This window comes from Paraburkholderia sp. EG286A, assembly GCF_040965375.1.
Taxonomy (GTDB): Bacteria; Pseudomonadota; Gammaproteobacteria; order Burkholderiales; family Burkholderiaceae; genus Paraburkholderia.
Map to the genome: position 1 here is coordinate 626,981 of NZ_JBFRCB010000004.1, position 15,116 is coordinate 642,096.

General features: G+C 63.9%; 15 protein-coding genes. 7 read left to right on the forward strand and 8 right to left on the reverse strand.

Annotation, left to right across the window (positions count from 1 at the left end; translation table 11 throughout):
• The first annotated feature begins 16 nt into the window (after positions 1–16).
• Genes AB4Y35_RS21760 through AB4Y35_RS21775 form a run of 4 tightly spaced genes read left to right on the forward strand, consistent with a single transcriptional unit; the run spans position 17 to position 6,609 of the window.
• The gene (locus AB4Y35_RS21760) at positions 17–1,402 is read left to right on the forward strand and encodes an HlyD family efflux transporter periplasmic adaptor subunit (RefSeq protein ID WP_368706133.1); all 1,386 of its coding nucleotides are present in this window, start codon (positions 17–19) and stop codon (positions 1,400–1,402) included.
• Positions 1,403–1,450: 48 nt separating this feature from the next.
• Positions 1,451–2,203, forward strand: a complete 753-nt coding sequence (locus tag AB4Y35_RS21765; protein ID WP_324146608.1) for a peptidylprolyl isomerase — start codon at positions 1,451–1,453, stop codon at positions 2,201–2,203.
• An 18-nt stretch (positions 2,204–2,221) separates the two neighbouring features.
• On the forward strand, positions 2,222–5,293 hold the full coding sequence (locus tag AB4Y35_RS21770; protein ID WP_368705874.1) for a peptidase domain-containing ABC transporter: 3,072 nt from the start codon (positions 2,222–2,224) through the stop codon (positions 5,291–5,293).
• Entirely contained in the window at positions 5,290–6,609 is a 1,320-nt protein-coding gene (locus AB4Y35_RS21775; RefSeq protein WP_368705875.1) for a sigma-54 interaction domain-containing protein, read from the forward strand. Before AB4Y35_RS21770 ends, AB4Y35_RS21775 begins: the two co-directional genes overlap by 4 nt.
• A gap of 34 nt (positions 6,610–6,643) precedes the next feature.
• Here AB4Y35_RS21775 and AB4Y35_RS21780 read toward each other — a convergent pair whose 3' ends face one another.
• Both AB4Y35_RS21780 and AB4Y35_RS21785 read right to left on the reverse strand, forming a co-directional pair.
• The gene (locus tag AB4Y35_RS21780) at positions 6,644–7,414 is read right to left on the reverse strand and encodes a protein phosphatase 2C domain-containing protein (RefSeq protein WP_342923256.1); all 771 of its coding nucleotides are present in this window, start codon (positions 7,412–7,414) and stop codon (positions 6,644–6,646) included.
• Positions 7,415–7,431: 17 nt separating this feature from the next.
• Positions 7,432–7,725 (reverse strand): hypothetical protein, encoded by a 294-nt coding sequence (locus AB4Y35_RS21785; RefSeq protein ID WP_368688030.1) that lies wholly within the window; start codon positions 7,723–7,725, stop codon positions 7,432–7,434.
• Between the two features lie 478 nt (positions 7,726–8,203).
• Between AB4Y35_RS21785 and AB4Y35_RS21790 the strand changes: the two genes are divergently transcribed.
• Positions 8,204–8,671, forward strand: a complete 468-nt coding sequence (locus AB4Y35_RS21790) for a lecithin retinol acyltransferase family protein (protein ID WP_368705876.1) — start codon at positions 8,204–8,206, stop codon at positions 8,669–8,671.
• A 58-nt stretch (positions 8,672–8,729) separates the two neighbouring features.
• Positions 8,730–8,972, forward strand: coding sequence for a hypothetical protein (locus tag AB4Y35_RS21795; protein WP_368705877.1), 243 nt, complete (start codon positions 8,730–8,732; stop codon positions 8,970–8,972).
• Positions 8,973–8,974: 2 nt separating this feature from the next.
• Here AB4Y35_RS21795 and AB4Y35_RS21800 read toward each other — a convergent pair whose 3' ends face one another.
• From AB4Y35_RS21800 to AB4Y35_RS21810, 3 genes are all read right to left on the reverse strand, one after another.
• A complete protein-coding gene (locus AB4Y35_RS21800; RefSeq protein WP_368694784.1) occupies positions 8,975–9,190 on the reverse strand; it encodes a hypothetical protein in 216 nt (71 codons plus the stop codon).
• A gap of 127 nt (positions 9,191–9,317) precedes the next feature.
• The gene (locus AB4Y35_RS21805; protein ID WP_368705878.1) at positions 9,318–9,590 is read right to left on the reverse strand and encodes a hypothetical protein; all 273 of its coding nucleotides are present in this window, start codon (positions 9,588–9,590) and stop codon (positions 9,318–9,320) included.
• A gap of 96 nt (positions 9,591–9,686) precedes the next feature.
• Positions 9,687–9,959 carry a hypothetical protein gene (locus tag AB4Y35_RS21810; protein WP_028204749.1) on the reverse strand — a complete coding sequence of 91 codons (273 nt, stop codon included), beginning with the start codon at positions 9,957–9,959 and terminating at the stop codon, positions 9,687–9,689.
• A gap of 531 nt (positions 9,960–10,490) precedes the next feature.
• Here AB4Y35_RS21810 and AB4Y35_RS21815 point away from each other — a divergent pair.
• On the forward strand, positions 10,491–12,590 hold the full coding sequence (locus AB4Y35_RS21815; protein WP_368705879.1) for a protein kinase: 2,100 nt from the start codon (positions 10,491–10,493) through the stop codon (positions 12,588–12,590).
• 16 nt (positions 12,591–12,606) lie between these two features.
• Here the strand turns inward: AB4Y35_RS21815 and AB4Y35_RS21820 are convergent, their stop codons facing one another.
• The 3 genes from AB4Y35_RS21820 to AB4Y35_RS21830 form a co-directional block, all read right to left on the reverse strand.
• Positions 12,607–13,650: a tellurite resistance/C4-dicarboxylate transporter family protein gene (locus AB4Y35_RS21820; RefSeq protein ID WP_368705880.1), complete on the reverse strand. Its 1,044-nt coding sequence runs from the start codon at positions 13,648–13,650 to the stop codon at positions 12,607–12,609.
• A gap of 3 nt (positions 13,651–13,653) precedes the next feature.
• Positions 13,654–14,349: a phosphatase PAP2 family protein gene (locus AB4Y35_RS21825; protein WP_368705881.1), complete on the reverse strand. Its 696-nt coding sequence runs from the start codon at positions 14,347–14,349 to the stop codon at positions 13,654–13,656.
• A 255-nt stretch (positions 14,350–14,604) separates the two neighbouring features.
• Positions 14,605–15,006, reverse strand: coding sequence for a DUF1488 family protein (locus AB4Y35_RS21830; RefSeq protein WP_368705882.1), 402 nt, complete (start codon positions 15,004–15,006; stop codon positions 14,605–14,607).
• Between the last annotated feature and the right edge of the window lie 110 nt (positions 15,007–15,116).

Below are 15,116 nucleotides of genomic sequence, written 5' to 3' on the forward strand. Positions count from 1 at the left end.
GAGCAAGGCGCTCGGCATGCATGGGGGGCGTGCCGCGGCCGAACCGCCGCGGCCGCTTGGCGAGGCGCTGGGCGACCACAGCGAGGAAGGCGTGGCGATCCTCACGGCGCGTCCGTGGCGCCTCATCGAAGCCACGATCATCACGATGGTGGCACTCGTGGTGTGCGGCCTCCTGTGTTCGTTCGTCGGCCGCGCCGACGTCATCGTGAGTGCGCCGGGGGCGCTGGCCCCGGAATCCGAAGTGCGCCGCATTTATGCACCCGTGGATGGGGAGCTCGTGGACATCTACATCGCCGAAGGTCAGCCCGTGGAGAAGGACGACGTGATCGGCCGCATCAACGCGCGCGGCGCGATCCAGGCGGCGACCAACGCGCTCGACGCGCGCCTGAAACTCGACGACGCCGAACGCGACTGGAAGGAGTTCCCCGAGAAGAAGGCGCTCATGGAGCGCAAGGCCGAGGCGCTCAAGGCGCAGATGGACGTTGAAACGCATCTGCACGAAACGCGCGTGGCGGAGGGCACGAGCAAGCTCCAGCAGGCCGAGAATGCCCAGCTCGACGAAGCGCGCGGCAATATCGACAACGCGCGCCACGTGCGCGACCTCGCGAAGGAAGACCAGGACAAGTACGAGCGGCTGTTCGCGCTGCCCGGCGGCGGCGGGGTCTCGCAAAGCCAGGTCGAGGAAAAGCGCAGCGCGTTCCTGCAGGCCGATAACAACTACCGGATCGCCCAGGCGCGGCTCAGCGAATTGCAGGCGCAAACGAGCCACGAGTTCGCTCAGGCGAAGGCGCAGCTCGAAGGCAGCGCCGGGCAGCTCACGTCGCTGCGCATCGAATACGACGCGACGGAGCGCGAGATCGCCAATACCGAGGACAAGCTGCGCCTGCAGGTGCAAACCGCGCGCCTTGCCGCCGACGCCGCGGCGCGCATCCGCTTCGAGAACATCGACAAGGACAATTTCCTGCTCGTGCTCGCGCCGGTCTCGGGCGTGATTACCGACGTGACGACGACGCAGCCCGGCGACAAGATCCAGGCGAACACGCCGCTAGGGGGCATTGCGCCGGCCAACGCGCGCCCGGTCGTGAAGGTGGCGATTGCGGAGCAGGACCGCGCGTTCCTGCACGAGGGCTTGGCCGTCAAGCTGAAATTCAACGCGTTTCCGTACCAGCGCTATGGCGTGGTGGACGGCACGCTCGAATATATTTCGCCGACCACGAAGCCGCAGGCGCAGACGAAGGAGCCGGTTTACGAAGGGCGCGTGCGCCTCGCGCGCGATCATTTTTCGATTGGCGGCGCGACCTATCCGTTGCGCTACGGCATGACGGCGACCGCCGAAATCGTGGTGCGCGAGCGGCGCCTGATCGACTTCGCGCTGGACCCGTTCCGCCAGGTCGCAGGCTGAAGACGCTAACCAGTTCAGTATTCGGAAATCAGAAATCAGGGGAACGCAATGACGACAATCGTACGGATCGACGATGAAGCGATCGGCACGGAAGATTTCATCCGCGTGCTGAAACTCACGGGGCAGTTCGAGAGCCTGGTCGAACAGCAGGTGCGCGACCGGCTCACGGTCATCGCCGCGAAGAAGATGGGCGTGAAGGTGGAGCCCGACGAAATCCAGCAACGCGCCGACCAGTTTCGCCGCGTACGCGGGCTGCACCGCGCGGCGGACATGAATCGCTACCTGGACGTGTTCGGTATCAGCCTCGACGAATTCGAGCACTTCATCACCGATACGCTCTATCAGGAGAAGACCTTCAGCCTGATCTGCAACGACGAGGCGGTCGAAAGCTATTTCAAGCTCAATTCGCCGAAATTCGACAGCATCGAGGTGAGCCACATCGTGGTGGACTCCGAAGGCAAGGCGCGCGAGGTGATGTCGATCCTCGAGGACGAGCCGCAGGCGTTCGGCGAAATGGCGCGCGAGCATTCGATCGCCGATACCAGCGAGCGCGGCGGCGTGATCGGCAAGGTGCTGCGCGGGTCGTTGAAGACGGACATCGAGGCGAAGGTGTTCAATGCGCAGGTCGGCGACCTGCTCGGCCCGTTTCCCGCGCCGGACGGCTCGTTCTTCGAAATCTTCTGCGTGACGGCAAAGCACCCGGCGTCCCTCGAAGCGGACGTTTCTTCCGAGGTGCGGCGGCTCTTGCGCGAAGAGTGGCTCGCGGAGCGCGCGCAAGAACATATCATCGACGCGCACTGAGCGCGCAGAGCCACGCAGATGGACACCCAGGCGCCCCTACCGGCCAGCGCGCCGTCGCTGGTGGATTTTCTCGCATCGGTCGAACCGCTCTCGCTCTTTTCGCGCGAGGAACTCGACCGTCTTGCCGCGCAGGTCGAAACGCACAGCTACGCATTTGGCGACACGCTGTGCAAGCGCGGCGAGCCCGCAGCCGGACTCTATGTGATCCGCTCGGGCTCCGTGCGGATCATCGCCGAAGAGCGCGGCAAGGAAATGAGTCTCGGCGTGCGCAAGGAACGCGAGGTGTTCGGCGAAATCGCCATGCTGCGCGATTACTGGCACGAAGTGTCGGTGCGCGCCTCCGCGAAGACCGAGGTGCTTTGCATCCCCCGTGCCGCGCTCGAACCGCTGCTGGCCGCGAATCCGGCCGCGCAGTCGTTCGTGACGAGCTATGTGGCGATCAGCTCCGCGGGCGGCTTCGTCACGCGGCTGTTCGACCTGCGCGGCAAGCTTTCGCGCGCCGAACTGGAAGAGTATGTGTCGAGCGTGGGTGTCAAGCGCGTGAGCGCGGGCAAGGAGATCATTCATCAAGGCGCCGGTGGCGACACGCGCCTGTATGTCGTGCGGCAGGGCGAAGTCAGTATCGCGCGCGAGGAAGAAGGCAGCGTCTATCAGATCGCGACGCTCGGCGCGGGAGAGATCTTCGGCGAACGCGCCTGCCTGCTGCGCCAGGATCAGCCCGCGAGCGTCACGGCGGTCACCGATGTGCGGCTGCTGGTGATTCCCGAGAAGACCGTGCATTTCATGCTGGAGCGCAACCCGAAGCTGCGCGAGGTGCTGGAAGAGCGCGTGCGCTTCAACGAGCGCGAATTGCAGCGGCAGAAGAAGCTCGCCGAGCGCCGCAGCCGGCCCGTCGCCGTGGACAGCGGGGCGGATGCTGCTTTCAGCGAACGCGTGGTCAAGCGCTTCGTGCTGGTCGAGCAGGCCGAGGAGATGGATTGCGGCGCGGCGTGCCTCGCCATGATCTGCCGGCATTACGGCATACCGATGACGCTCGGCAAGCTGCGCGACCTCGCGAACGTGACGACGCAGGGCGCGACGCTGGACAGTCTCGCGCGCACCGGCGAGGCGCTCGGTTTTACCACGCGCGGCGTGCAGTGCACGTTCGAGGCGCTGCAAGGGTTCGAGTTGCCCTTCATCGCGCACTGGGAGGGCTACCACTATATCGTCGTGTACGGCGTGTCGAAGCAGTGGGTGAGGGTGGCCGACCCGGCGCTCGGCTTTCGCAAGCTGAGCGTCGAAGCGTTCGAGCGCGGCTGGAACGGCACGTGCCTGCTGTTCACCGAGGTCGAGACCACGGGCGCGCAGGCGGCGACGCGCTCGCCATGGGTGCGCTTCATCGGCTATCTGCTGCCCTACCGGAAAATACTCGCGCACCTGTTTCTCGCCACCTTCGTGATCCAGCTGCTGGGCGTGGTGCCGCCGCTCATCATCCAGAACATTCTCGACAGCGTGATCGTCCACCAGAACGTGAGCCTGCTGCATCTCCTGATCGTGGGGCTGATTATTTCGCACGTGTTTACGCAGCTCATGACGACGATACGCGCGCACCTGTCGAATTTCATGGTGCGCAGTCTCGACTTCGCGATGATGTCGCAGTTCTTCAAGCACACCATGTCGCTGCCGTTCTCATTCTTCGCGCGCCGCAAAACAGGCGACATTTTCGCGCGCTTTCAGGAGAACCAGACGATACGCGCGTTCCTGACCGAATCGACGGTGACCACGGCGCTCAACCTGCTGATGATTTTCATCTACTTCACGATCATGTTCCTCTACAACGTGAAGCTGACGCTGCTGCTGATCGCGTTCGTGATTCCCATCATGGCACTCACCGCGATTGCGACGCCGCGCATCAAGCGCTATGCGCGCGAAGTCTTTGCCGTGTCCACCGACGCGCGCTCGATGCTGATGGAGACGCTCGGCGGCGTGGAAACCGTGAAGGGTATGGGGATAGAAAGAGCGGTGCGCCTGAAATGGGAGCGCAAGTACGCGAAGTCGCTCGAAGTGCAATATCGCGCGCAGGCGTTCCATATTCTGGTTGGACTCGGCAGCCAGTTGCTCAACGCCGCGACCACGATCGTGATTCTCTGGGCGGGCGCCACGCTCGTGCTCGATCAGGAGTTGAGCATCGGTCAGCTGATTGCGTTCAATGCGTTCATGGGCAGCGTGCTTGCGCCGCTCATGGGCCTCGTCGGGCTCTGGAGCCTCATGAACGACGCAGCCGTCGCGATGGAGCGGCTGGGCGACGTGCTCGACATCGAGCCCGAGCAGAAGCCCGCCGACCTCGGTTCGCGCGTGCTGCTTCCCGACCTGCAGGGCGACATTGAATTCGACGGCGTGTATTTCCGCTATGGCGGCAACGAAACGCCGTATGTGCTGGAGAACATCAGCTTTTCGGTGGGGCGCGGCCAGATGGTGGCGATCGTGGGGCGCAGCGGTTCCGGCAAGACGACGCTCGCCAAGCTGCTGGTGGGCTTCTACGCGCCGACCGAAGGCAAGATCAACGTGGACGGCTACGACATGAGCGCGATCGACCACGCGTACTTCCGCGCCCAGGTGGGCTACGTGATGCAGACGAACCTCGTGTTCTCCGGCACGATTGCCGAGAACATCGCGTGTGGCGATGCCACGCCGGACTGGCGACGCATGGAGGAAGTGGCGCGCATGGCCGATGCGCACGCGTTCATCAGCAAGATGCCGCTCGGCTACGAGCAGGTGGTGGGCGAGCGCGGCATGGGCCTTTCGGGCGGGCAGATCCAGCGTCTTTGCATCGCGCGTGCGCTTTATCACGACCCGCGCCTGCTCGTGTTCGACGAAGCCACTTCGTCGCTCGACACGCAGTCGGAGAGCAACATCCTTTCGAACATGCACGACATACTGCAGGGCCGCACGGCGCTGATCATCGCGCACCGGTTGAGCACCATCATGCGGGCGGACAAGATCCTCGTGCTCTACGAAGGGGCGATCGTGGAGCAGGGGCGGCACGAAGAACTCGTCGAGCGCAAGGGCATGTATTACCAGCTCGTGCAAAAGCAGCTGGGGGCGTCATGAAACTCTTCGACCCGCATGGCTTTGGCAGCTCGGTTGTTTCGTATGCCGGGCTGCTCGAGAAGATCGAGATCCTGCGCTCCACGCTGCGCTGGGCGCCGCGGCTCGAACGCACCGATATCGAAAAGCTCTTGAACCAGTCGAACGCGCTGCGCGAGGAAGTCATGCAACTCTCGCGCAAGGAGCGCTTCGTCGAGGCGGCGGCCGAGGCGCCTGAAGCGCTCGACGCGCTGGCAAGGCCGGACGCCCTCACGCCCAGCGCGCACCGGCGGCGCGAGGCGCTGATCGAGCGCAGCTTCATCTTCGAAGGCATATTCGGCGACAACCCGAAGCTGCTCGCCGCGCTGGAGATCGCAGAAAAGGCGGCGCCGACCGACCTGCCCGTGCTGATCGACGGCGAGAGCGGTACGGGCAAGGAGTTGATGGCGAAGGTGATCCACGCCAACGGCGCGCGCGCCGACCGCCCGTACATCTCGGTGAATTGTGGCGCGATACCCGAGAACCTGCTCGAATCGGAGTTGTTCGGGCATCGCAGAGGGGCGTTCACGGGGGCGTCGAGCGATCGCAAAGGGAAGTTCGAAAGCGCGCATACGGGGACGATCTTTCTGGACGAGATCGGCGAGTTGCCGCTGCAGGGGCAGGTGAAGCTGCTGCGCGTGCTCGAATCGCACGAGATCCAGCGGGTGGGCTCCGATGAGCCGATCGGGGTCGACACGCGCATCGTTGCCGCGACCAACCGCAATTTGCGCGAACTCGCCGCGCAGGGGCTGTTTCGCGAGGATCTGTTTTATCGGCTGAGCGTGATTCATGTCACGCTGCCTGCGCTGCGCGAACGCAACGACGAGATTCCGCTTTTGATTGCCTATTTCGGCGACGAGGCTGCTGCGCAGCTCAAGCGGCGGCCTATGAAGCTTACGCCCAAGCTGCGCGACTTTCTGCTTACGTATGCTTATCCGGGGAATATTCGCGAGCTGCGCAATCTCGTGTATCGGCTTTCGTGCCTTGCGGGTGAGACGGCCGATATCGAGCATCTGCCCGATGATATTCGGCCCAAGTCTGCTGCGCTGGCTTTGCGGGTGGCGGAGGCTGAAGCGGCAGGTGCGCCGCTGTCACTGAGCGATGCGAAGCGCGCTGCGAGTGATGAGGCCGAGAGGGCGTTTCTCGAGCGTGGGTTGCAGGAGACCGGGGGCACCGTGGCGGAGCTTGCGAGGCGCTGTGATATGAATCGGTCGCATTTGCAGATGCTGCTCAAGAAGCATGGGATTCATTCTAAGGATTTTCGGCATGCCGAGAAGGTGAATCACGAGAAGGGGTCTTGAGTTTGGGGCCCAGCGGGCGCCTTTTTTGTCGCGGTTAGCGCCCAACAGCAGGATTGACCAGCGTCCGATCCGACGCAACCGGATCATCGACCTTCACAACGACAGCGGTAATGTTATCCCGCCCCCCGGCCTGCAAGGCCATCTCAACGAGCAAATCAGTGGCATGCTGGCAATCCCCAGCCTCGAGCGCCCGCACCATCTCGGGCGCCTGCACTTCATTACTCAACCCATCGCTGCAAAGCAAAAAGAGGTCTCCGTCGCGCACGACGATGCGGCCTTCGTCAAGATCAAGCCAGTCTGCCGCACCGACGGCCCGTGTTATCAAATGCTGCGATGGATGGTGGCGCGCCGCTTCGGCGCTCAAATGCCCCTGCGCCTGTAGCTCCGCCACGTAACTATGGTCAGTCGTGAGCGCTTCGAGCTGCGCATCGCGATACAGATAGATGCGGCTGTCGCCCGCCCATAACCAGGCAAATTCACGCCCCTTCGCCATCAGCACGGCAACGGTGCTGCCGATCATGCGCACCCCGCGCCGCGCTGCTTCTTCGCGCAACTGGTGGTTCACCGTCTGCAGCGTGCCGCGCGCCGTGGCCGAGAAACTGGTGAGCGCGTTGGGCACGACAATGGCCCCAAGCGCCCGCACGATCATGCCGCTGGCCAGATCGCCCGCCGTGTGCCCGCCCATGCCGTCGGCCACTGCCCACAAGCCCCGCTGGGGCTGATCGAGACATGCATCCTCGTTGAGCGCCCGCACACGGCCTACGTCAGTGCGCGATGCCGAGCTCCATAACAATCCGCCTGTCACGATCGAGCCTCCATAGGCTACGCGACGAGTCCGTTATTCCTGCCGTTCTGGCCCACGTTTACCGCAACGTTCGAGTTGGACGCCGAATTGGTCACGTCGAGCGTCTGGTACTGATTGACGACCTGATTCGCGTAGAACGTGTTGTTGGTCTGGTAGAGGTTGATGACGGGTCCGAACGGCGAAGGCTGCGCGGGCTGGTAGGGCTGTATCCAGCCGAATACCCACGGCGCGCCTGCGCCCCGGATAAACGACATGGCCTTGCGGTCGAGATCGCATTGCAGATGAAGGTCGGTGATGGCGAGCGAGGTCATGACAGGTCTCCGTCAAGATGATGGCCGCGGGCACGCGGCGTTCCGACCATACCTTGCAAGCAGCATGCCATTTTTCGGCGAAACGCGGCGCTCGCGCGCCATCTCCCCCGTGAGGCTTGCCCCATATGACATCGCGTTCGCGCAGCGCGTTCCGCGCGCGCCCGCGTCTCGTGCGGCCGCGGTGCGATGGTCGTGCGCTCGCCAACACGTTGGTTGCCGGTCGTCATCAGGACTCCGACACACAGGCCATCCCGCTTCGTGAGGCGGTTTGGCGGCGAACTGATGGCTCGGCGCCGACACAATCGAAGCGCTCGAGTTGGCATGTCGCCGACACACTGGCGCCTCCAGCACCTACGTTCTCCCGCTACGCCTTATACAACCGTGATCGGCCGCCTGGCATGTCTGATGCAGGGTAGTTGGCAACCGGCAAACCGTTGAGCAGCACCGGAAGCCGGCAACCAGCCAGACGGATGCAGCCATGAGAGCCGACCTCCAACCGACGATGCACGCAGACGAACCGCCGCTCGGCGCGCATCTCGTGTCGCGTCGCGCGGGCTACAGCCATCACGGCATCTATGTCGGCGGTGGGCGCGTCGTCCATTACGCCGGCTTGTGCGTGTCGCTGCATCGCGGTCCGATCGAAGAGGTCACGCTCGAACGTTTCGCGGCCGGCTACGAAGTCGCCGTCGTCGCGCATCCGTGCGCGGCCTTCGTGGGCCGCGAAGCCGTCGCGCGTGCGCGCTCGCGTCTCGGCGAAGACCGCTACCGCCTGCTCAGCAACAACTGCGAACACTTCTGCACCTGGTGCGTGGACGGCAAGGGCCGCAGCGACCAGGTCCGCACCTGCATTGCCCATCCGCTGGCCGGCTTGCGCGTGCTGCGCGCGCTGATTCACGCGCGCCGCGTGCAGGCCAGCCGCCAAACGTACGCCGCGCAGGCGGTGTGAACGCCAGATCCAGTCGAGACCATTACGACACGCATCGCCACTTGCATCGGAGACCATCATGAATTCCGCCGAAACTTCGCTGCGCACCCTCGTCGACAAGTGGCTCGCACCCAACGCGCGCGTGCCGGCCCGTGTGGTGCGTTTCAGCCGCACGCAGGAGCAACGGCTGCGCTATGTCTGCGTAGAAGCGGTGCATCCCGCGCGCACGATTGCAATCTTCTTCTTCCGCCACGACGATGGCACGTGGTGCGTATTTCCGCCTGCCAGCACACGTCCGGCGATGACCGTGCGCGCTGCCTGAATTCAGCGCAGCAGCGTCGGGCGGGGCCGCGCCGTGGGGACGGTTGTCGGCCCCCGCTGCGCGGGCGAGCCTTCGATCTCCACACGTACGCCGATAAATGGCCGCGGCACGAGTAGCGTGCGCTGCGAGGCGACGCGGGCGCCGCCCACGATCGCGGCCATGGCCTGCCTGTCCAGTTCCACGCTTTCCGGAAGGTCCTTGATGACGATAATGCTCATGGTCTGCTCCACGTGAGCGGATTGGGCTAGAGGGGAGTCGTTTGAGTATAGGCGGTGGCGCGCGGCGCACGTAAACAAGCAGGCGGCGCCTCGCGGCGCCGTCTGCATGATCCCTTCGCGGCAGCGGCTAAAACATCACGCCGGTGTTCGCGTATTGCGAGGGATTGACCTTGAGATTCAGCGGCCCGAAGCCAGCGCCGATATAACCGATATTGTTGAGCGCGGCGACGTCGACCACCTGAACCTGCGAGATGTTCTGCACGATGTTGGGCGAGACGGTGATGTTGGCGATCGGGCCGTAGCCACCGTAGGAGCTGCCGTTGCCGCCGCGTACGGCTGTCATGGCGCGGCGGTCGAGCGCCGTTCCGGGAGCCAGCTCGCGGATAACGAGGGAACTCATGATGAGCCTCCAGTTGCTGATGAATAGGACGGATGGACCCGGGCGGGCGCGGCACGCGCATGAACGCAGCGTGCGGCCGCGCCGCCGGCGGGACGATCAGAAGTTGATCGTGTTGTGGGCCGTCTGCACCGGGTTGACCGTCGCGTGGATGTTCTGCGCGAAGGCGACGTCGTTGCCCACGTTGTTCTCGATGGTGTTCGTCTGGCCGATCAACTGCTGGGCGTTGAAGTTCGTCGTGTCGTACTTGAACGACGGCGCCGGGTAGTAGCCGGGCCAGAGGCTCAGGCCGCCGCCGCCGCGAACGGCGCTCATTGCTTTGCGGTCGAGTTCTTGCGCGACGCTCAGGTCGGCGATCATCAGCTTGCTCATGACAGTTCTCCAGAAGGGCAGTACGGGGTAGTTGGCGATTGAGCTGCAGTATCTTGCGGGCTCGCTCCTCTTGATGCACAGGGTGTGCCAGCGCCTTCGCGCTAACCTCACGAACCGCGCGACGCCTTGTGCGACGGGGCTTTGCAGCAAGCCGCCGGGTGCGGGGAGGACCGCTGCCAGCGCCTGCGCGCCAAAACGCTGATGGTGGAAGCCCAACAGCGCGCGGCGAGGCCGTTGGATCTGTGGCAACACGTGCGAGCCAAAGGCCTGGTTCAGGCACCGATTGCACTGCGCGTGGCCGCAGATTAATCTCTCATCAGACCTTGTTGCATGGTTGCAAGCGCGCGCGCCGGCTGAGATCACGGTGCGCGCAGATCCGGCGGCGACTCTGTATGCTTTAAAGATGACGGGACCGCGTTGCTGCGGGCTCGACGGGGATCGCGGCAGCAGCCACACGCGGCGCGATCGTGCGCCGTTAACGTGTGACCCAAAGCGCCTCGGCCATCCTGAAGCCGAGTTGAAGGCATACGAATGATGAGCCTTGCGCAGCTGATCCAGACATTCCAGAGCGGGGCGCTCTCACGCGAGGCGTTCTTCGCCGAGATCGACCACGTGCTCGCGGTCGACGCGGCCAATTGCGCGCGCCTGCGCGAAGCGGTGGACGCGACGCAAACCGTCCACCCGCTGCCCGATGCCGTGTATACCGAGGTTCTGCGCCGCATCGAACATCGCGAGGACAACGCGGCGGCCGTGGACGACTCCACTCGCATCCACGAAGCCCTTGCCGCTGCGCGTACCGCCACCACGGGCGACGATGCGGAACACGTGAAAGGGATCGGCGACACGCTCAACGGACGCTTCGTGCTCGAAGAATGTCTGGGCGTGGGCGGCATGGGCACCGTCTACAAGGCGCTCGATTTGCGCAAGCTGGAAGCTTCGGACCGCAAACCTTATATCGCGATCAAGGTGCTGAACGTGCAGTTCCGCGGTCAGCCGACTTCGCTGATCGCACTGCAGCGCGAGGCCCGCAAGGCGCAGACGCTCGCGCACCGCAATATCGTCACGGTGTACGACTTCGACCGCGACGGGCCGCTCGTCTACCTCACGATGGAATATCTGTCGGGCAAGCCGCTCAGCAAGCTGCTGCGCGCGCCCGGTTTCGCGGGTATGCCGTTCGAAAAGGCGCGGCCCATCATTGCCGGGATGGGGCAGGCGCTGGCCTATGCGCACGAGCGCGGCTTCGTGCATTGCGACTTCAAGCCCGCCAATGTTTTCCTCACCGACGGCGGCGATGTGAAGGTGATCGACTTCGGCATTGCGCGCGTGTTCCAGCGGCCCGAAGAAGATCCCGACGTCACCGTGTTCGATCCCGCGACGCTCGGCGGCATCACGCCCGCCTATGCGAGCCCGGAGATGTTCGAACATCGCGAGCCGGACCCGCGCGACGATGTCTATGCGCTCGCCTGTGTGTCCTACGAACTGCTCGCCGGCAAGCATCCGTTCAACCGCAAATCGGCCACCCAGGCACGCAGCGACAAGATGCGCGCCGAGCGGCCGCCTGGGCTCGATCGCGGTCAATGGCGCACCTTGAGTGCGGCGCTTTCGTTCGACCGCGCCTCGCGCACCGCGAGCGTCAATCAGTTTCTCGAAGGCATGGGCGTGCTCAAGCAGGCATCGGCGTTCCCGGGCGCCCGGGTCGGCGCCATTGGCGTGGGCGCGGTCGTCGTCGCTGCGGGGCTATGGCTAGGCTATCGCGTGCTTTCCGGGCATGGGCAAACGGGCGCAAAGCCCTCCATGAGCGCTATGGCGCCCGCCAGTGCGATGAACGCGGCCTCGGAGGCGCCGGCCTCGCCGGTGCTTGCCGCAGTGCCAGCGGCGGTTGTGGCGAGCGTGCCAGCCGCGAGCGCGGTTGCAGTGGCTCCGGCATCGAGCGCGCCGGTGGCCGACGCGGCGTCGATCGCCGCGCTGAACGCGACGCTCGCGCGCATTCCGTGCTCGGCGCTTGCGGCGTCGCTGCCCGAGCACGTGGTCCAGGTGCGTGGCTTTGCCAATACTGGCGAGAACATGGCGCACGTTCATGACGCGCTCGCGCAAACGCCCGGCGGGCAGGCCGCGAAACTCGACGTGACTGCGGTCGAGAACCACAACTGCGAAGTCGTGAGCGCGTTCGCGCCGTATTGGCGCGCCAACCATCTGGCGGGCAGCGGCGCGACGATCCATACGCGGCCACTCGACGCGCGCCTGACGCAGGGCATGCCGCTCATCGTCGATATCACCACGCCGCATTACGAGTCATACGTCAACGTCGATTATTTCGCGCTCGACGGCAGTGTCGTGCATCTCGTTCCCAGCAACGTCGAGCGCGACAACCAGGCGCCGGCTGGCTTCTCGGCGACGGTCGGAGGATCGGGATACTGGCTCGTGGACAAGCCGTTCGGCACGGAGATGATCGTTTTGCTGATTACGCCGGCGCCGTTGTTCGATGGGCTGCGTCCGGCTTCGGAGTCTCGCTCGGCTTACCTTGCGGCGGTGGGGCAGCAGTTGAAGCAGATGGAAGCACACTACGGCGCAGGGCGTATCGTTGCCGATTTCGTGCAGATCACGACGCACGCGCGTAGTGATACGCAGTAGTGCCCTACCAGGGTCGTCATTTCCCGGTGACCGATCTCATCGCGGCGCGTAGCAGTCCGAATGAAGCCAGTGCCCACGCCGCGAAGGCGATGAACACCGTGACGTGTGCCACATAAGCGAGTATGTGAAATCCGGTGGCCTCGGCATACAACCAGGTCGCGGCAGAGTACATGCCGAGCGGAAAGACGACGGACCATTCCGCCGCCGTATACCGAACGGGCTCGCCGATGATGACGTGCTTCTCGATGTAGAGAGCGGCAAGCAGAGGAATCCAGAACGTTGCCGTGAACCAGCACGCAGTGGTCAGAACCCGCAGCACGAACAGGTCGTCGCCGGGCCAGGCCGCGAGATGATGCCCGGCCAGAATGAGACGACTGCCGGCCAGCGTGGTAATCGCCATCGCTCCCATGTTGATCCACCACGGTTCCGTGAGGTCCGCAGCCGTCATGGGCACGAAGCACCACCGGTAGAAAATGAGCGTGATGAGGATCATGTACAGGACGCCGCCCAGCAGCCACGCCCCGAGCGCGAGCAGATCGAGCAGCGGCACGCTCTCGCCGTTCATGCGCGAGACGGCAAGGGCCAGCACTGCAATCGATTCGGTCGCAACGACCAGCAGCAGCCACGTTCCGTTGAGCCCGGTATGCAGGCTCGGCTTTCGCTGGCCAATGGTCATGGCAGCGAGAAACGTATAGCCGACAGCGAGCCAGAGCGCGGCCGCAAGACCGAGGAACCACGGTAGCTCGCGTGGCAGCACGTGATACACCGAGAGTTGGCTGCCGAGCACAGCCGTTGCCGCAACGACCGTGAGAAAGCCCGGTCCGCGGCTGTGATCGACGATATCGGCATGCACCGCGCGGGGATAGCGCACGAGACGGCACAGCGTGATGGCGAGCAAGCCGGGCCACGCCGCTGCATTGATGCCGAGAAGCAGCCACCCAACCATGTCGTAGCCCAGCAGATGCGCCGCGATCGAGACGATGCCCGTGGCCATCACCATCGCGAAGGCGGTGGGCGGGAAAGCCCGCAGCCAGGATTGGCGTGGGTTCGGCGCCGGCATCAGTCATGTCGCCGTATGCAGTACCGAATGGGCGAGCCGTAGAAGATCGTCGAACTGCGTGACCAGTTCGAAACAGAGCAGAAAACCGACCGCCGCGACCGGCCCGGGGTAGCGCATGACGTAGCGCATGAAGGGCTTGACCGTGCGTCTTCTCACGGCTCTGCGCGTCATGATCCAGGTAATCACGATGCCGATCAAGGCGCCGACGAGCAGATCCGTCGGGTAGTGATAACCCAGGTACGCGCGCGGAAAGCAGACGAATGCCGCGACTGACAGAAACGCAAGAATGCCGATGCCTCGCCAGACAAGGAAGATCCCCATCGCCACAGCCGTCCACAGCATGGCGTGATCGCTTGGAAAGGAACTCCAGTGCATCAGCCCGGCGAGCTGCACGGGCGACGAGGCGAAATGCAGATGCAGGTCCGGCGTGAATAGCGGCCTTTCTCGGTACGGCAGAATGCGCGCAAGAAGGCGCCCCACCGCCAATGCAATCAGTCCGCTCGCCAGCGTGGCGAGTACGATCTCGCGGCGCCAGCCACGCCGCTCGTGTGGCTGGAACCAGATCCACCACAACAACGGGATCAACAGATAACCCTTGAACGTGTAGAAGTCGGCAATTACCCCAATGGCGTAATTGACCTGGGGCGGAAGCTGAAGTTGGGTGAGGGCTCCCAGAATGACGGTATCGAAGCTGTTCATTATTGTGGCCATCCCGCTGATGAATTCATGAGAAGGGCGGTCTCGAACAGAAGCCTCAACCGCCTCCGTGCCACATACGCAAGGCATTATTCGTCTTCTTTTCAAGCCAGCGCACACGGTGAAAGCAGTTCGCAGCAGCGAGCTGCTGCGATGCAATCTCGAACGTGCGCATATAGCGTGCCTTCGATCACACTGCAGTGCGTCAAGGACCCGGCGGCATTCGCATTCAAGGGAATGACATTGCAGAGCGCGCGCTCACGTCAACGCACTTGCAGCCTCGAGAGCTGCCATGTCAGAAGGTAGGCATGCGCTCGTGATTGCTGTCTCGTCGCGTCGGGCGGCTTCCATGATTTCCCTGTTGTGCCTCATGTCGGCTTCGCTCCTTGCTGGCCGGTACAGGCAGTCTCGCAAGAAAAGCTGACAGCGTCCAGCGGAGATCCGATGGGGAAGTATTTGTCTTGTGATTGATTCGATCTCCTTTCTATGTGTTGCGAAGGCGGCCAACAGGCCGGCGCGACCCGAGCGCGCACGGAAATAGTCTTCAAGGGCCTCCGGAGATATTTCGCACATGACCCATGTGCCGTCGACGACGGCGCGATAGCGGATCGTGCCACTCGCGTAGTAGAAAGCATCTTCGTCTGGAAATTGTATGAGCACGGTGGCTTACCTCTGTGGCTTCCGGACCTGCCTTCAAGCAACTGGTGTTCCTCGCCCGTCTGATGCAGCCCGAAAGCGCGCATCAGGAGCTCGCCATTTGAATCGAAATC